This is a genomic window from Scytonema sp. UIC 10036, from assembly GCF_009725235.1.
This window is the reverse complement of record NZ_WJFC01000252.1, coordinates 1-18518: the sequence shown is the minus strand read 5'-3', so window position 1 is coordinate 18518 and position 18518 is coordinate 1. Positions and strand designations below refer to the sequence as shown.

The window sequence follows — 18518 nt, the reverse complement described above, 5'->3', positions numbered from 1 at the left end:
CCCCTAATTTCTGACGGAAAGATAGCCAAGCATCTGTTGCTTGTGCGTCAGATGCAGTGGCTTTCTTAAGTAAAATGACGCCATCTCTAAAGCCGATAATCCCATATTCTCGATCCCCAGTGAGTTGGTCAATCAGGGTGACAAGTTCTTGCAGGGAACTGCGCTCGCCCTTAAATGCTGCTTGATACTGTTGCAACTGCCACAGATCTGCGATCGCATAATCTACTTGTATCACCTGACGCTCATCATTTCGCAATTCTAAAGCAGGCAAGCGAATAATTTCACGGCGACTGGAAAGATGAGGGACAAGGTAGGTAGTAGCAGACACGCTTGCAGATGGTGGAATTTGTGCCAACAATGGATGTATCTGCGCTACATGGTGCCATTGTTGAGGTAAGGATACATACACCCAAGGTTGAAAGGAATCTGGTAGTAAAAAATAAAAAGCTCTGTTTAAAGCAGAACTACTGGAAGTGAAAGAAAAGAGTAGAGAAAGACAAATACAGCCAATCCAAAAACGGCGAAATGATGGTTTAAACGCTTTTGGATACTCAGACCACCAAAGAATCGTCCCGTAAAATAGCCCTGGGACCACAGTTAAAGCATAGCGAACGTTAATTGCCAGAACTGTATCACCTTGACCTAAAAACAGTTTCAGCAGGGGAAAACCTGCGATCGTCCAAGCCGCAGGAGCAACAGCAGGGATAAATGCTAAAGGCAACCAGTGACCCAAGAGATACTTGATAGTACGGTCTATAGGTGTAACTAATTCTACTAACAATCGCCAAGGATTACTAATCATTCCCCAGATAATTTCTAAAGTAAAAGCTTCATCACCATCCGCATATTGCCCAAACCGTTCCAACATAAAACGCTGGGAAATATCCTTGGAAAACAGGGGCATGATTGCATTAGTGAGAACTAAGATATAACTGAAACTGAGAGTACAGACAGCAAGCCCAGCACGGGGAAAGCGTTTGCTCAAAATCATGTAAACGCCAACGCCAAATAAACCGATACCAGCATCTTCACGAACCGCCAAAATCAAAACAGCAAGTACCCAAAATAGACGCCACCAGCGCTTTTCCATTGCTAGAAGCAATCCGAAGACAAACAACGGAATTTGACTGATATCGTGAAAGTTGCTTAAAGTGGGACCGATAACAGCGTTGGCTCCGTAGAAACTAGCAGTTATCATTGCTGCCAAAGGTGGTTCTAGATAATGTCGCGCCAACAAGTACAACACCAAACCAGCAGCCGTAATAAATATTACCTGAAAAACGACTAAAGTTGCTGCAGAGGGAAATAAAGCATATATTGGTAGCCAAAGTAACAGCGCAGGGGTAAAATGTTGACCCAGCCGATGATAATAAACAGTGGCTACTTCTCCAGCGTGAACAACATTAGTTGAAAGACTTGAGGAAAGAGAACTTTGAAAGAAGCGTCCGTGGAGGTTATTCCAGAAAACTTGGTTAAAAATACCTTGGTCAAAAGAGGCGTAAAAACTGTAGTAACGATTTAGGGTAACTAAGAGACACAGGACAAAGAAGATTCCTACCAATGGAAGTATTGTTTTAACATCAGTTGGTACTTCTTGCTTCAATTCTGAGGCTATTTGTAGCTTTTTTCGCAATCTTGAGAGCATCACTCATTTACCCTGACTGTAAGAAACGGGGCAATCAATTATTGTAGAGCGCGATCGTGCTGAAATACTAACAACAAAAGCGCTGATTTTTTCCCATGATGCATTTCAACCAAGATATGTTTCTCAGTCTTGGTTTTCCCCACCCTAGCCCTCCCCTTATAAAGGAGGGAACGCGATTTCCCATTTCCCCCCTTTACAAGGGGGATTAAGGGGGTAAATCCAACTGGTGTACCCCACCCTAGCCTCCCCTTGTCAAGGGAGGGAACGCGATTTCTGATTTCCCCCTTTACAAGGGGGGATTAGGGGGTAAATCCAACTGGTGTACCCCACCTAGCCCTCCCCTTGTCAAGGGAGGGAACGCGATTTCTGATTTCCCCTTGATAAGGGGGATTAAGGGGGTAAATCCAACTGGTGTACCCCACCCTAGCCCTCCCCTTGTCAAGGGGAGGGAACGCGATTTCTGATTTCCCCCCTTGATAAGGGGGGATTAAGGGGGTAAATCCAACTTGTGTACACCGTAGCTTATTAAGCAAGGAAATCCTCAAAGTTCCCTTTTTAAAGGGACAATAAATAGAGTTGGTTATTGTTCTCCTAATTACAAATGCAGACCTTACTCGCTGACGCTCAAAATCTGCTGACTGACCTCATCGCCCGCTACTCATCCAGCGTAGATTATTTGATGATTCGCCTTGAAGAAGCTGAAGGAACTGACATCATGTTGCGCGGAGACAAAGTAGAAACTCTTAGCGAAGGCATTTCTATTGGCGGACAAATTCGTGCTTGTTATAAAGGGGGATGGGGGTTTAGTAGCTTTAACCAGCTTTCGACAATTCGCGATCGCATAGAAGAAGCCATTGCTGCAGCTAGAATCGTTGGTGATGAGGAAACTGTATTAGCTCCTATTGACATAGTTCAAGATATATGCAATGTGCCCCTAGCAGGAACCGATCCCCGGCAAATTCCGCTTAAACAGAAAAAAGAATTGTGCGATCGCTACACGGATTTACTCAAAAGTGTTGACCGACGAATTACCACTACCTCAGTGCGTTATGCTGACAGCACTCAAAGAGTCATTATTGCCACCAGTGAAAAAACCTATATCGAGCAATCCTGGGTAGATATGGAAATCCGTTTTGCTGCAACGGCAAGAAATGGCGAGACAGTGCAAACGGGAAGGGAAACTTCTGGTTCGCGCAAAGCTTTTGAAGATTTCATGAATTTAGACGAGCAAGTAAAACTAGCAGCACAAAGGGCAGTTGCAGCATTATCTTTGCCATCAGTGAAGGGAAATACTTACACTGTAGTGATTGACCCCATTCTCACCGGGTTGTTTGTCCATGAAGCCTTTGGGCATCTTTCCGAAGCAGACATGGCTTATGAAAATCCAGATTTATTAGAAGTGATGACCATTGGGCGGCGGTTCGGTTCAAAAGAGTTACAAATTTTTGATGGTGCTGCGCCCAGCGGACATCGCGGTAGCTATTTTTACGACGATGAAGGTACCCCAGCAACGACAACACAGCTGATTCAAGATGGCGTATTGGTGGGGCGCTTGCATTCCCGCGAAACAGCAGGCAAATTAGATGAAGAGCCTACGGGGAATGCCCGGTGTCTCAACTATCACTTTCCTCCCCTTGTACGGATGACCAATACTTGGATTGAACGAGGTAAGACGCCTGTAGGGGATTTATTTAGTGATATTAAAGAAGGGGTTTATGCTCGTAATTGGTTGGGTGGAATGACCAATGGGGAGATGTTTACCTTTAGTGCGGGGGAAGCATGGATGATTAGAAACGGTAAAATTGCCGAACCTGTGAAAGATGTGACGCTTTCAGGGAACGTGTTCCAAACACTGGCAGATATAGAAGCGATCGGGGATGATTTTTACTGGGATGAATCCGGTGGTTGTGGCAAAGGCGGGCAAAATGGTTTAGCAGTGGGTTGTGGGGGACCCAGTTTGCGAATTCGTGATGTGGTCGTTGGTGGTGAAGTTGCGTGATTGAAGGTATATCTAGGTCTCACACAAAGCCCCCCTTTTTAAGGGGGGTTGGGGGGATCTCCAATGCATCCAACACTCAAAATACCGTTAAAGTTACGTAAGTCCTGTTTTGATTCAACTTCTTTCAGTGTAATTGATGCTTGGGTAGCAAAATTTCGCTAATTTATCAAAGATTGGATGTATTTACTTCTATCCTGCAAGGGAGATTACCTATACTTTACGCGGGCATAATAAGAGGGGTGCTATTGCTCCCGTGCATCTAGTTGTTCAGATAACTAACAACACATCAGAGCCATTTCCTGTCAGCTTTGATGACACCTTTATTCCAGAACTTGTGAACTCGGATGGTCAAACCTCACAGGGGGTTTTCGTAGTCAATGAGCAAGAATCCATAAATCAAAAACAACCTCAACAGCTAAGTTGGATTTTTCAATTAAAATGCTTGTTCTCAAAATTAGCTAACTTTAATAGGCAAGAAGATACGAAAATTATCAATTCTTGGCTAGTTCAACCTGGAAAAGACACTTGTGTTTGGTTAGATGGAAGGCTGTTTTGGCAGAATAACTTACTTATCCTGGAATTACCTAATAAAGACTTTTCTTTCGACTTTGAATACTTTAGAACAAGAACTTATTACTCTTTTCATGCACTCCAACCAGGAAATTATCAGCTTCGGTTCATTTATATCAATAAAATTAATAGTAATTACAACAATAAATCTGTCGAGATAGGAGTTACCAATCAATCACCAACTAACTCAATTGATCCGGCAACACCTAGAGTTAATTTTCACTGAATTCAACCTATAGAGCCTAACGGTAACGCCGTGGAAGTTAATGGTATCTGTTTTGAAACCGTAATGCCGGAAAGAGTATTGACATTACCAAGAAAAAAAAATACCATTTTTTCTATGCAGATAGGGTTAAGAATTACCAATAACACCCAAGAATCCCTTCATTTCAGCTTTTTTAACACATTAACTCCTGAACTGGTGGGAGCCCAAGGTCAAATACAACACAGAGGTGGCGGGAGTGATGTTGTTAAAGTCCCAAAAGAATCTGATTTCCCCCTAGCTATGCCGGGAGAATGTATCGAATTCTTTCTTGAAGCTAGCCTTTTGTGGCAGAAGTTAGACCGATTCAAACTTCTGATTGTTAGGAGAGATGGAGGCTATTGGTGGTTCGACCAACTAAAACTAGCTACCTATCAAATTCGTTTTAGCTATCAAGAATTATGTGAAACAAGACAGTGGATTGAATACGTCCGGGAATCAATTGAACAAATGCGATCGCGCAAGGTTTGGTCGGGACGTGTGGATACTCCTTTTGTTGAGTTTCAACTCAATCAACTGTGAAATTAAGTACAGGACTTACACAAAGTCCCCCTTTTTAAGGAGATTTGGGGGATCGACAACGTGTGAAACTCTTAAAATACCGTTGAGATTGCGTAAGTCATAAAGTAGTTTCACAATTGCTATTTATCAATCTGGCTTTAGAGTGAATTACTATATAATGAGTAGTAAGTCCAAGGAGGTAATGCCAATGCAAATTACCATCGTCCTTCCCGACGACATTGCCAATCAACTGAATCTTCAACCAGAAGTGATATCACGCCGAGTGTTAGAACTGATAGCAGCTGACCACTATCGCCAAAGTCGTATTGGAGCTGCTGAAGTCCGCCGAATGCTTAACTTTGTCTCTCGATGGGAAACCTACGAATTCCTTAAGCGTGAAAAAGCTTACCTACCGTACACAGAAGAAGACTTAGAGCAAGATGTCCAAGCTATTCGCACTGTCTTAGTCTCAGAATGATTATTGTTTCCAATACATCGCCCATCAACTACCTCGTTTTGATTGGGCAGATTAATTTACTGCCCGAACTGTTTGAGCAAATCATCATTCCTCAAGCTGTTCACAGTGAGTTATCGGATATAGCTGCTCCTCAAGCGGTTCAAGCTTGGATATCCACTCCACCTGACTGGCTTAAAATTCAACCCGTCAGCCAATCTGGAGATGCAATTGTTGATGTACTCGATCCTGGGGAACGCGCAGCTATTCTTTTAGCCCAAGAGATCGATGCAGATTTACTTTTGCTAGATGATATGAAGGCACGACGCGCTGCAATAAATAAAGGCTTTACCATCACAGGCATTCTTGGGATTCTGGATCAAGCAGCAACAATGAAGCTTATCGATTTGCCCACGGCTATTGACAAGCTACGCAACACATCCTTCTGGGCATCCGATAGTCTGTTGCAAAAGTTATTAGATAAGCACGCATAAGCGATTCATGACAAATCCAGATTTTTTAGGTTTTGTCAAGAACCTTTCCGAAAACATAGCAACTCTATATTTGCCCATAACTATTTCACTTGAAATTCGGCTTCGCTAAGTTGGCGATCGTGGAGAACGATTTGCACCTTCGATTTACCTGGAGTAGATGCATGTAATGCGTTTTTTGCAGAGAGCCAAGAAAAGCTAGAAGCTCTAAACTACGACGGTGAACTATATAACGTAACCGTAATTTTGTACAGTTAAGCAGCGGGATTATGTTCTGCTGCAATCTTTGAGCGAATCGGACCGCGACGGCTTTTAAGTTTCTGTACTTGGATTGAGTCTCGATTGGCTTCTAGATACTCTCCCAGTTCGCAGATTGGAACCTCGACTTTAGTTCCATCTTTCAGGTAAACAGTAGCCATTAGTTCGCGTTCTTCTGGAATTTGTACCATTTTTTTGTTTATGTAACTTGAGCTTAGTACGCAAGAACCAAAAATCGTACCTTAAGTACCTCAAATTGCGCCACGATTGTCTGCTTGCTAAGCTTGCTACTTTGCAACAAGCAGTCAATTCCCCAGTCACAATGGACACAACAGATGTCAGATGAGTTTCAGCAGCGCTCAAGGGATGCGATGCTCCCGGAGGGAGACGCCCAAGGGGCGATCGCGAAGAAAAATTAGAAGTCCCGAAGTTGAAAAATCGATAATTCTTGTATGGGCAAGGAGAGAACAGCGTCATGCTAAATTTAAGCTACAGGCTGCGGTTCCATAAATTTTTTATGTATTACACTTAATTAAAAACCACTACAATAACAGAAAAGCTCGCTCTACTTGCTGGAGAAGCCTTTCCAAAGAGGAAGAGTTATCTAAAACCACATTTGCCTTAGCAGCTTTCTCCGCAATTGACATTTGGCTATGAATCCTAGCTTGTGCTTGTTCTAAGGTTAAATTGTTCCGTTGCATCAATCTTTCTAATTGCTGTTCTTCGGAACAAATAACAACCCAAATTTCTGTCACTAAATCTGTCATTCTTGCTTCAAACAGCAAAGGCACAACTAAGACTAATATTTGTGCAGTTGATATACTTATATCTTGCAGAAAGCGATCGCGCACATAAGGATGAATCAATCCTTCTACCCAGTTGCGTTCCTCTCGATTGTTAAAAATTATCTCACCGAGTCGCTGACGGTTAAGGCTACCATGTGCGAGTAAAATTTGTTCTCCGTAACGCTCAGCGATCGCCTGAAGAATTGGCGAACCTATAGATACTGCATCTCTAGCATAAATATCTGCATCTAAAATAGGTACATTGTAGGCACCAGCCAAATGATTAGCTACAGTGGTTTTACCTGTGGCTATACCACCAGTCAATCCAATAATGTGTTTACTCATCCATCCAAATCCACTTCGCAAAGCTCCATGTAGAACTAAATATTAATTTTCGTAACCAAATACATAATTATTGGTTCATGGGGTTGAATAACAGCTAGATGTCTACAACGATCGCCCATGACTTCAGTATAGTTGTTCAAACGCACGAAAACACTCAGGAATGCTCTACTCCGGATTTCTCACGGTTACTTAAACGACTTACCCAAAATAGGTCAAGATTATGGCTCAGCAACTTACCACTGAACAATTAAAGCAGATCGTCGCTGAAGTAGGAAGACTCCAAGCACGTCGGGAAGCAGAAATTGCACCCGAACAAGTTCAGCAAATTTTACAGGAATTAGGTTTAGCGCCGGAACTGCTTGATGAAGCCCTTGTGCAAATCCACCGGCGTCAAGCATTAGAAGTGCAGCAAAAGCGCAATCGTACAATTGCCATCGGAGTGTTTGCCACGGTAGTGGTAGTCATTGCCAGTACTGTATTTTCTATCCAACAACATAACTCTGTTTTAGCTCGCGTTTCTACCCAAAGAAACCGCATCACTCTTACACAAGATGATGGCGGCGATTTAAAAAATATCTCCCGCCAAAACAACTCAGAAGTGTTTTATCGTGTCACGTTAAAAGATGCGCCTCTAGGTGAAAAACTAAATTTGTCGTGCAATTGGGTAGACCCTAGCGGTCAAATTGTCAAGGAAAATCGCTATCAAACTCGTGAAATTGACAAAGCCATCTGGGATACTCACTGCCGTCACATCATAAGTTCTGCATCTTCTCCAGGTCAATGGAAGGTGCGTATGTTTCTTCAAGGGCGTCAACTTAGCGAAACTAACTTTGAAGTGAAATAGCATGGAGAAAATTCCCAAAAAGCAATTTCTGGGATATTGGGGTTATGGTTTTCGCCCGGAATTAGAAGCGCGGCTCAATGTTGTAAAAACATCTCTAACCAATTCCTACCAATTATGCGATTTCGATTCCCCAGATGAAAATAACTACCCTATTTGGAATGTTGCTTATACTAGTTTTTCACAAAAGCCAAGCCTGCCTGTTTATTTGCTAGCTAGTATATCAGCATCAGGGAGAGCTAATGACTCTTTTTTACCAGATGCTTGGGTAAAATTACACGGAAGCGATCGCCTCATTTTAGGACGGGAACCTTTTGGACGAGTCCCTCTGTACTGGATGCAACAAGCACAAGTGATTTGGTTTGCATCCCATCTGCAACTCTTGCTGAAAGTTCTGGACAATCCAGAAGTCAGTATTCCTGGTTTATACGGTTATACTTGTTTTTCTTATACCCCCAATCCTTTAACACCCGTTAGTCAAATATTTGCCGTTCCAGCGGGAACAGAGTTAGTCTGGCAAAGTCAATCTGAGTCACAACAGCTATCAACACCGAATTATCAACGCTTGTGGAAATGGTGCGAAGCTCAGGAACAAGTAAAAGATGAAACAACGGCTGTCCAACAATTGCAAACTCTTTTGCAACAAGCCCTTGAGCGTCAAATTTCCGACTGTACAGATGAGCCTGTGGGAGTTTTTCTCTCCGGGGGATTGGATTCCTCTGTAGTCGCTGCATTACTGGTACGGGCTGGAGTAAAAGTGATTGCCTATACTTTAGATTTTGGAGGTGCGGGTATTCCCGAATCCCCCTATGCAGAAATTGTCGCCCAACATCTGCAAATTCCTTTGGTAAAAGTTGATGCAAGCCCGCGTCAAATAAAAAAAGCGATGATTTCTACCGTACAAGCTCTCGATTTGCCTTTTGGCGATGGGGTAACCGTTCCTTTGTATCTTTTAGGAGAAAGAGCCAGTCAGGATACTCAGGTCATTTTTAACGGCGAGGGAGGCGACCAGTTATTTGCAGGTTGGACGAATAAGCCGTTAATAGCAGCAGGGGTTTACCAAACAGAAAATCCTTCAGGACAAGAAACACCCATACAACAATATCTCCGGACATTTCACCGTCTGTGGGGTTACGAAGCGATTTACCAGCCAGATATTTACGAGCAGGTACAAAAATTAGATCCCCAAGACTGGATTGCAGAAGCCCTCGATCCAGAGTATTGCCAAGGCGTCCTCCATCGGCTGCGCCGTGCTAGCTTGATGTTAAAAGGAGCACAAAATATTCAACCGCGAGCGACGGCTTTAGGGTTTGCTCATGGGTTGTATGTGCGATCGCTTTTCTGCGATCTACCACTTACTGAGTGGACGTTCCAGGTTTCTGGAGAACTTTATTTGCAGGGAGCCTGTGAGAAATACATCCTCAAACGAGCCTGTGAAAATTTGTTACCCCCAGAAATTGTTTGGCGACAAAAGCGTGGTATGGGAGTACCTTTAACCTCCTGGTGTTTAAACGAGTTTTGGTATGAAATTGGTCAGTGGTTAAATCCAGGTAGACTTCGTATTGAAAATCGCTTTTCTCCCTATCTAGCAGCACAAATTGCAGCAGGTGAATTGGGTGCGGGAATTCAAGGGCGTCGGATTGGAGAGATTTTGTGGTTGTTAATTGTTTGGCAATTTTGGCGAATATATGTTTTCGGCGAAGGAGCGGGAAAACAATCTTTTGACCATCCATTTTGGCTACCTAAACAGTTATGGAGATTGCAGAAAAAATGGCAAAACTAGAAACAAGTGATGATTTCAGAGTCAAGAGTGAGGAGGTTTATCTTCCTTTTTCTGAAGAACTTGCTCGAGAATTACTCAAGGCTTACGATTCCCCACTCTACATTTACCAAGCTGACATCTTACATCAAACGATTCAGCGTATTACCCAGGCTTTTGCTTATCCCCATACCCAATTTCGCTTTGCAAGTGTCACGAATGGAAATATTTCTCTATTACAAATTTTTCGGAATTCGGGTTGGGGACTACACGCCAATACACCAGGAGATATTTATCTGGGATTGCAGGCGGGTTTTGCACCAGAACAAATTGTTTACAGTGGAAGTAACTTGAATCGTGCAGAAATGGAACAAGTTTTGAATTGGGGAGTAAAAACCCTCAATTTAGACAGCGTGTCTCAATTGCAACTGTGCTGCGAAGTTTATCGCTCCCTCTCTCATCAAGTTTCTTCACCCCGTCTGGGTTTACGTCTCAACTTACCCGAAATTACAGGAGATAGCCGTATTGGTGTGCGTCCGGAGGAATTCAAAAATGCGATCGCCGTGACTCATGAGGCAAAATTGCCATTGAGCGGTTTGCATTTTTACCGAGGTACGGGAACCAATGCGACAGAAGCCTTTACTGAGGTGATTGATACTGTGCTATCAACAGCACAACAGTTACCAGATTGGCAATATTTGGATTTTGGTGGTGGCTTTGGCTATCCCTATCATCATGGTAAAGCAGCTTTTGAATGGGAAGTGTTTGCAGCAGAGTTAAGTGACAGAATCAGTCGTTTGGAAAGAGATATTGAGTTAGTCATTGAACCAGGACGAGCTGCGATCGCAGGTTGTGCGACTTTGCTAGCTCAAGTAGTTTCAGTAAAATGGCAAGCAGAGAAACAGATTGTAGGAGTGGATACCACCGTTGCTAATCTTTCAGTCCCCTCAGTACACGGCGGTTATCGGGAAATGGTGACTTGGAATGGTATTGATAAATCCAAAAAACATACAACTGATATTTGTGGAAATACTACATATTCACGAGATTATCTAGGTAAAAATTACCAATTACCAGCATTAGAAATTGGTGACATCATTGCCATTTTAGATGTGGGTGCTTATGGCTATGCTATGTCTTCGCATTTTTTACATCGTCCTAAACCTGCGGAGGTGTTATTAGAAAATGGTACACATCGCTTGATTCGCCAGAGGGAAGATTACAGTGTTTTATTAGCAAATCAGGTATTTAATTATTAGAAACCTAAATGATTTATGAAAAACTTCAAGTCCTGTAGGGTGGACAATGCTATCCCTATCAAGGTAATTCGTAAAATTTTAATTCAGGTAGTAATTCCTCATCTCTTTTCTCTGCGTCTCTGCGGTTAAATAAATTATTTTTGAACCACAGAGGCGCAGAGGACGCAGAGGGAAGAAAAGAGAGATCTATTAATTTCTTGAAGTTGTTATACATTTTTATAGGGCTACGGGTAGTTCAAAAATCAAATAGGATTGCTATGGTTTGGTTCTTTTTAAGAAAGATTTTTTGCATCAGAACACAGAATTAGAGAGTTCAAAACAAGGAGTAAATAACTGCTATGAAATGTATTAACTGCGGAACTGATAATAATCTGAAAGATAGAACGGGTAATCAAGGGCGTTGTGTTAAATGTCAGCATCCGTTTGTGTTTGAACCAACGAGCATGGGTAATATTAAAATGACCGACCCCTTGTTTGCCAAGGCTATTGCTGACATTTCTGCGAATAACACTTTGTTTTTTACTCCCAACCAACTTTTTTACTTATTAGACAATCGTCTCAAAAAGAAGTTATTTTCTACAATAGGTTGGGGGTGCGTCTATCTTTTTTTTAATATTTGGGTTACAGTTTTTTTTGGCGTATTTTCTGGCTTTATAATTGGTGATAATTCCTTCTTAATTGTCAATTTAATCTATCAAGTATGTGTAATTTATTACTTATTTACTAACACTAATTCTAACAAGCTCAACCATGCGAGTCGTCAAGCAAGTGCTAAAGCTTTACAAAGACTGGGAATTTTGATTCTAGTCGTAGGAATCTTGGTAAGTTGGTTTGTGTTTAGTTCATTTCCTCTATTTGTTATTGTCGTTATTCTGGGAATGTTATCTATATATTTAGGAACTCGACAGTTAGGTCGAGTTGAATTAGTAGAAGAGGAATCTTTATTTTCTCAATCTCAATTTCAAGATTGGTTAAATCATTGGCAAAACATTAATGGTCCAATTCTCAAAATATTGAATTCTCCACGCGAGCAAATTACACCTGCATCAATTAATCCTGATGTGACGGCTTACAGTTTTGATAGGTTAGTTGTTTGTGATAGTGCAGCTATTGCTCAACTATTAATTGCCAATCATTTTCACTTTGAAAATAACTGTGCAATTCTCAGCATTACAGGATACCCTGAAAGCATTTTTGATACTACAATGCAAATGTTACGCCGCAATTCTGAATTGAAAGTCTATGCATTGCATGATTGTACTCCCCAAGGTGTTGGTTTAGTTCATCATCTCGGTACTAGTGCTAATTGGTTTAGGGACAGCAACATTGCAATTATTGATGTGGGATTGTTACCCCGTCAGATTATTGCTACAAAGCAGAAAATATTTATTCAAACTTCTTCAGGTTCAGCGCAAGTCGCCAAACAATTAGCTGGAGAAATTCGCCAGAGTTTATCAGCTGAAGAATTAGCATGGTTAGAATCGGGAAAGTTCGTGAAATTGGAATCTTTCTCCCCCCAACGACTTATTAAAATTCTGCAAAGAAGTATCGCTGGTAGCTACACTTTAGAAGAAGAACAAGGCAATGATATATATATTGTTCAAAGTTTTGGTTAATAAGTCAGTGGGAATGAATAATCATTACTAGTTTGTATTTGCTATGCATGCGCTAAAGCGCTACTACAAGCCAAATGAAAGGTTAAAACACTACCATGAAATGTATTCAATGTGGAACTGATAATAACCGGAGAGACTGGAATCAATATTATGGAAAGTGTAAAAAATGTAGTCATCGATTTGTCTTTGAACCCAGTCGAGATGGAAGTTCTAAGTTAACAGACCTACTTTTCGCTCATGCGATCGCTCAGATTTCTGCTAACAACACTCTATATTTTACTGTCGGTCAATTTGAATATTTTTATGGGGATGAAAGTTTTGGTTAAACGCTTATTTTTTATTCACCTGTAACCAAATTTCTAGACTCACAAGCAACCATAACTTCACCCCATAACGACTCCAAGTGTCTCCTTGATAATTTAACCAGTTGCGGATTGGCGATCGCTCTAAATAAGGACTAATAGCCGCATGACGATTGAGCAATAAATCTCTGGCTTCTCTCTGCCAATATTTACGAAATCCTAACTGTACTGGAACCATCATCCCACTTTTGGGACGAGAAATAATTCTCTCTGGTAAAATATCTGATACCGCTTGTTTTAATACGGCTTTTTCTTCTACTCCAGAAAGCTTATACTCTGGAGTAATTTCCATGCTTAACTCTACAACTCGTTGGTCAAAAAGTGGAGAACGACCTTGCAAAAGTGCGGCTTGAGTCAAGTTACTCACTTTCGTGAGAATTTGGTCAGCGCCTTTAAATTTGATGTTCATTGTCATCAAACGATTCAAATAGCTGGCTGAAGAATATAAATCTTCTTCAAAAACCCAAGGTGTTGTCTGAACTGCTGACCAAACTTCTGGTTTTAAAAGTTGTGGCAAATCAGATGCACACTTTTGAAAGGAAATTAAATAAGCTTGTAATGAATTCTGATTGGTGACGGAGTTGTATAAACTATTAATGAGCATGGGTTGATTTTTTGGTCCACCAAAACAGGGGTCTCCACCCTCACCATTCAATACGACTTCCACGCTTTCTCTCGCTAGTCGTCCCACTAACAAGTTGGGAACAGTCAAGGGATCGCCAATGGGGTCATCTAAATACGCCATTGTTTCTGGTAGGCGTTCCCACATATCCTTAAAAGTAATTTCCAAAATGTGGTGTTGCGTCTGACAATGGGAAGCCACCAGACTGGAAAATTCTAACTCATTAGGACATTCATCACCAAAATGAATCGAGAAGGTGTGGACTGGGGAATTGTGGAATTTTGCGGCTATTGCGGTGATACAGCTGGAGTCTAAACCACCAGAGAGAAAAACTCCTACGGGTTCGGTTTGTGGTGGTAAATATTCTTTCACAACTTGGTCTAGCAGTTCTCGCAAACGTTCAGCATGCCATGCTAGAGGTCGATCTATTGCTGTAATCTGCTCTTGAAGATGCCAATAAGCTTGAACTTTCTGGTCTGGAAATTGTAAGATAGTTCCAGGTCGTAGTTCCCGCACTTGTTGCCAAAGTGTCCGTTCTCCAGGTACAAAGGCGCAACACAGATAATCACGCAACGCTACCAAATCTAAATCTGATGAATGATAGGGTGCTAAGGTTCTTAAATTAGACGCAATCCAACGAGTAGAACCAGTGGTCGTGTAGTAGAGAGTACGAGCACCAATGCGATCGCGTACCAGCCACAACTCCTGTTTTTCTCTATCCCAAACTACGAGTGCAAACATTCCCACAAGTAGGTTGAGAGATTCCACACCCCATTTTTCCCAAAGATGAGCAACTAGTTGTACAGAAGTTCCCCCATAACTATTTGGTTCAATTCCTAAACTTTGCAGTAGTTGTGTCTGGTTGGTTAACCACACATCACCAACAACCACAAATTGTTGTAAAGAACTGATTGCTAGTTTCTCTGTCACAAATCCAGATGCTGTACGCGGTAGAATTATCGCGATTTTATCTTCTCGCCAAGCTATATCTTCTTCATTTATATCAACTGCTCCCCAAGCTACACGCCAGCTAGGCTTACTTTCAATCGCTTCGATTTTATTCAATTTACGGCTTTTAAAGGCATTAAATATCATGAGATTTTTGCAGAATTTATAATTTAGCTTAAATATAATGTAGCTGTGATAAGGGGAAAACAAAGCTGAAATACACCGCTTTGTAGCACCCCCCTTTCATCCCCCCTTTCCAAGGGGGGACAGAGGGGGGTAATTTTTGTACTTGACATCAGTATTTCCTAGTTTCTCCTCTGCGCTCTCTGCGTCCTCAGCGGTTCAAAAGTCATTTATTTAACCGCACCAGGCGCAGAGTACACAGAGGTAAGAGGTGAGAGGCGATTGATTTCCTAAAATTTTCATCCAACATTGAAAATGCTACCAGAAACTTTTATTCCGAAAACGATCGCGCAAGCAAGTCAGCTGATGCAAAGTGGGTTGCTGAGTTCTTCGACGTTAGTTAAGCATTATCTCGAACGTATTAAAAAGCTGAATCCAATATTGAATGCTTTGATTACCGTTATGGAGCAACAAGCTCTAGAAACTGCTGCTCAACTAGACTTTGAACGCCACTGCGGTCAAATACGAGGATTATTGCACGGTATTCCGATTGTGCTCAAAGATAATATTGATACAGCCGGAATTAAGACGACCGTTGGCGCACAACTTTTTAGCGATCGCATACCATCATCTGATGCTAAAATTATCCAAAAGTTAAAGTCAGCAGGTGCAGTCATTTTAGGTAAGACAAATTTAAGCGAATTTGCAGCTGACCTTTCTGGAAACAATTCTTTTTATGGCAATACCTGTAACTTTTGGAACTCCGATCGCTCATCAGGAGGTTCTTCCAGTGGAAGCGCAACAGCTATTGCGGCTGGTTTTTGTTTGAGTGGAATTGGTACGGATACGGGTGGTTCTATTCGAGTTCCCGCCAGTTGGTCGGGAGTAGTGGGGCTAAGACCGACTTACGGATTAGTCAGCAATGAGGGTATTTTTCCGCGTGCTTTCAGTTTTGATACAGTTGGGTTGATGGCGAATTGTGTAGAGGATGTTGCCATTTTACTGGATGCTGTACTCTTTCCTAGCTTCACAAGTTTAAAACAATTGTATCCTCTACCAACTGACATCAACGGTTTAAAGTTGGGTGTAATAGCTAATTATACATGGAGAGGAATTGATGCAGAAGTGGCTTTAGCAATTTCTCATGCCATATCGATTTTCAAACAATTGGGAGCACAAATTGTCACCATCAACTCTCCATTTTTCATAGAAGAATTTGATGAGGTAGCTTATTCTACCATTGCTCTTTATGAATTCCGTCAAATTTTGCTAGATAAATCCGTTACAAACACCAAGATTTTGAGCAAAAAAGTGCAAAATGACTTGTTGAAAGGAGGAAAAATTTCTCACCACAGTTACAAACAAGCATTGCAGAAAAAAGCAAAATTCTTGCCATCGCAAAAACTGTTTCAGCAAGTGGATGCTATACTAACACCTACAACACCGATGGTTGCACCTCTCATGAATGCTAAACCGGAAATTTATCAACTAAATCGGCGATTTATGGTCCCTTTCAGCTTTATGGGTGTACCTGCAATATCTCTCCCTTGTGGCTTTTGCAATCAAGGTTTACCTATAGGACTGCAAATCGTAGGTAATTCCTATGCTGAAGCTTTGATTTTAAGAATTGCGTTAGCTTTCCAAATTGCTTATCTAAAATCTAAAATCCAATAAATTTATTTATTTTCTATGCAGATAGCCCTCTCTAACTAAAGGTAAAACATATCGCCCCACATTTTCGCACTCTTCTAAATGAGGATATCCAGACAAGATGAAAACTGTGATTCCCAAGTCTATGTATTGCAAAAGACGCTCCGCGACTTGTTGATAGCTACCAACAATTGCCATTCCCGCACCACTCCGCACTACGGAAATACCAGCCCAAAGTAGTGGCTCAACATACCAATTCCCATCAGCATTTCCACGCAATTCCCACTGTCGGCTTTGACCGACACTTTCCCGCTTGGTATTGGGAAATTCACTGGCTCGTGCTTTAGCTAATATTTCCGGACTCACTTTTGCCAACATTTCCCTTGCTGTTTCCTTTGCTTCGGCTTCAGTAGATCGAGCGACAATGTTCATCCTCAATCCATAGCGCACTTTTTTCTCCCGTCCGTAGTTAGCCACTAATTGCTGCATTTGGTTCATTCGGTCAGCAATTTGTTGTCGTGTTTCGCCCCACATTAGATAAACATCTGCAAATTCTGCACCCACTTGTCGAGCCATTTCGCTCGCACCGCCAAAATAAAATAGTGGTCCTGATGGTTGCAAGGGTAAGGTTTCTAAACGAGTTTGATGGAGTTGGTAAAATTCTCCTTTATAATCGAAGGGATTGGTCGTTGACCATAACTGACGACAGATTTGCATAAATTCACGGGTGCGGCGATATCGGCTATCATGGTCTAAGTAATCACCATACATCGCCTGTTCTGTTGGTCGTCCACCCGTGACAATATTGAATGAAAGGCGACCTTTACTGATACGATCTAGGGTAACAGCCATCTTTGCTAACACGGGAGCTGAATAAAAACCCGGACGTACAGCTACCATCGCTCCTGTGTTATTTGTAAGCGCTAAAGTTGCTGTTGCTAAAGTCCAAGCTTCCAGGACATGATGTGTGAAGCCCATACCAATTAGCAACTGTCGGAACCCAAAGCGTTCTGCTGTTTTGAAAATCTCAACCGTATATTCTAGACTCGGTGGGCGTTCCCAAACGGGTAAACCCAAATAAAATCCATCACCAGATACGGGAGCACACCAGTTAAATTCTAGTCGCTGTTTTGTCAACATTCATGTTTGGAATTAAGCTGTTTGCTGTTCTGCAAGAACGATTTTAGCAAACGGAAGTCGTCACCCATTTAATAAGTGCTAGAGTTAATCCATCCAAGGTATATTCTTCCGCTTCTACATCCACTCGTCCAAATAAAGAACGACAAGTTTTAGAGGTTTGGGGACCAATGGAAGCAATACAAACTTTCTCTAAGGATTTTGCAATTGCAACTGAAGAATCTTCTTGAGAATTCTTAGAAAACACCTTTTGTATGAGTTGATAAAAAAATTGTACTGTTTTAGAACTGGTAAAGGTAATAACATCTACACTTCCATTTTGAAGTGCTAACTCTGCTGAAGGCGGTACATCGTCCGGACAGCGAGATTGATAAGCCGCCACCTCTATCACTTCTGCTCCTTTTGCAGTTAATTCCTGCACCAAAATTTCCCTTCCGCCACTTTCTACTCTGGGAAATAAAACTTTTTTCCCCGTGAGTTCTTCAGGAAAGTTTTCTACTAAAGAATCTGCAACAAAGTTGGGAGGGATAAAATCAGCTTGGAGACACCGTTGTTTGAGGCTTTGGGCTGTCTTTTCTCCAACAACGGCAATTTTGAGGTTAGATAAAATCCGAGCATCTTTATTTTGGGCAAACAACCGTTCAAAAAAATAGTCTACACCATTGGTAGAGGTGAGAATCAACCAATGAAAACTAGATATCTGTGAAATAGCATTATCCAAACCTTCCCAACTTGAGGGGGGAACAATTTCTATGGTTGGCATTTCGATCGCAGTTGCACCCAGTGAGGCGAGGGCTTGTGAAAATTTGCTGGACTGTCCGGCGGCGCGTGTCACAAGAACGGTTTTACCTGTAAGCGGAAGAGAGGGGGAGTGGGGCGTAGGTACTGGGG

General features: G+C 41.8%; 17 protein-coding genes. 11 read left to right on the top strand and 6 right to left on the bottom strand.

Annotated elements, in window-relative coordinates; translation table 11 throughout:
* A partial coding sequence (locus F7734_RS54535) for a DUF2079 domain-containing protein (protein WP_155752561.1) occupies positions 1-1645 on the bottom strand: 1645 nt, incomplete at its 3' end.
* A 601-nt stretch (positions 1646-2246) separates the two neighbouring features.
* Between F7734_RS54535 and F7734_RS54530 the strand changes: the two genes are divergently transcribed.
* From F7734_RS54530 to F7734_RS54510, 5 genes are all read left to right on the top strand, one after another.
* Entirely contained in the window at positions 2247-3644 is a 1398-nt protein-coding gene (locus F7734_RS54530) for a TldD/PmbA family protein (protein WP_155752560.1), read from the top strand.
* 253 nt (positions 3645-3897) lie between these two features.
* Positions 3898-4440 (top strand): hypothetical protein, encoded by a 543-nt coding sequence (locus F7734_RS54525; protein WP_155752559.1) that lies wholly within the window; start codon positions 3898-3900, stop codon positions 4438-4440.
* A gap of 114 nt (positions 4441-4554) precedes the next feature.
* Entirely contained in the window at positions 4555-4998 is a 444-nt protein-coding gene (locus F7734_RS54520; protein ID WP_155752558.1) for a hypothetical protein, read from the top strand.
* Positions 4999-5185: 187 nt separating this feature from the next.
* Positions 5186-5455, top strand: a complete 270-nt coding sequence (locus tag F7734_RS54515) for a UPF0175 family protein (protein ID WP_155752557.1) — start codon at positions 5186-5188, stop codon at positions 5453-5455.
* The gene (locus F7734_RS54510; RefSeq protein ID WP_155752556.1) at positions 5452-5925 is read left to right on the top strand and encodes a DUF3368 domain-containing protein; all 474 of its coding nucleotides are present in this window, start codon (positions 5452-5454) and stop codon (positions 5923-5925) included. Before F7734_RS54515 ends, F7734_RS54510 begins: the two co-directional genes overlap by 4 nt.
* Positions 5926-6176: 251 nt before the next feature.
* Here F7734_RS54510 and F7734_RS54505 read toward each other — a convergent pair whose 3' ends face one another.
* Positions 6177-6371, bottom strand: coding sequence for a hypothetical protein (locus tag F7734_RS54505; protein ID WP_155752555.1), 195 nt, complete (start codon positions 6369-6371; stop codon positions 6177-6179).
* A 351-nt stretch (positions 6372-6722) separates the two neighbouring features.
* Positions 6723-7310, bottom strand: a complete 588-nt coding sequence (gene coaE / locus F7734_RS54500) for a dephospho-CoA kinase (RefSeq protein WP_155752554.1) — start codon at positions 7308-7310, stop codon at positions 6723-6725.
* A gap of 220 nt (positions 7311-7530) precedes the next feature.
* Here coaE and F7734_RS54495 point away from each other — a divergent pair, with 220 nt between their 5' ends.
* From F7734_RS54495 to F7734_RS54475, 5 genes are all read left to right on the top strand, one after another.
* Complete coding sequence (locus tag F7734_RS54495) at positions 7531-8154, top strand: DUF3859 domain-containing protein (protein WP_155752553.1); 624 nt, start codon at positions 7531-7533, stop codon at positions 8152-8154.
* A gap of 1 nt (position 8155) precedes the next feature.
* Positions 8156-9934: an asparagine synthetase B family protein gene (locus F7734_RS54490; RefSeq protein WP_155752552.1), complete on the top strand. Its 1779-nt coding sequence runs from the start codon at positions 8156-8158 to the stop codon at positions 9932-9934.
* Complete coding sequence (locus F7734_RS54485) at positions 9922-11169, top strand: decarboxylase (RefSeq protein WP_155752551.1); 1248 nt, start codon at positions 9922-9924, stop codon at positions 11167-11169. The genes F7734_RS54490 and F7734_RS54485 overlap by 13 nt, the downstream gene beginning before the upstream one ends.
* Positions 11170-11507: 338 nt before the next feature.
* Positions 11508-12785: a hypothetical protein gene (locus F7734_RS54480; RefSeq protein WP_155752550.1), complete on the top strand. Its 1278-nt coding sequence runs from the start codon at positions 11508-11510 to the stop codon at positions 12783-12785.
* A gap of 95 nt (positions 12786-12880) precedes the next feature.
* Positions 12881-13111: a hypothetical protein gene (locus F7734_RS54475; protein WP_155752549.1), complete on the top strand. Its 231-nt coding sequence runs from the start codon at positions 12881-12883 to the stop codon at positions 13109-13111.
* A gap of 4 nt (positions 13112-13115) precedes the next feature.
* Here F7734_RS54475 and F7734_RS54470 read toward each other — a convergent pair whose 3' ends face one another.
* Positions 13116-14864, bottom strand: coding sequence for an asparagine synthase-related protein (locus tag F7734_RS54470; protein WP_155752548.1), 1749 nt, complete (start codon positions 14862-14864; stop codon positions 13116-13118).
* Between the two features lie 291 nt (positions 14865-15155).
* Between F7734_RS54470 and F7734_RS54465 the strand changes: the two genes are divergently transcribed.
* Positions 15156-16514, top strand: a complete 1359-nt coding sequence (locus F7734_RS54465) for an amidase (RefSeq protein ID WP_155752547.1) — start codon at positions 15156-15158, stop codon at positions 16512-16514.
* A 6-nt stretch (positions 16515-16520) separates the two neighbouring features.
* Here F7734_RS54465 and F7734_RS54460 read toward each other — a convergent pair whose 3' ends face one another.
* Positions 16521-17630, bottom strand: coding sequence for an LLM class flavin-dependent oxidoreductase (locus F7734_RS54460; RefSeq protein WP_155752546.1), 1110 nt, complete (start codon positions 17628-17630; stop codon positions 16521-16523).
* 43 nt (positions 17631-17673) lie between these two features.
* The coding region (locus F7734_RS54455; protein ID WP_166482745.1) for a uroporphyrinogen-III synthase at positions 17674-18518 on the bottom strand (845 nt) is incomplete at its 5' end.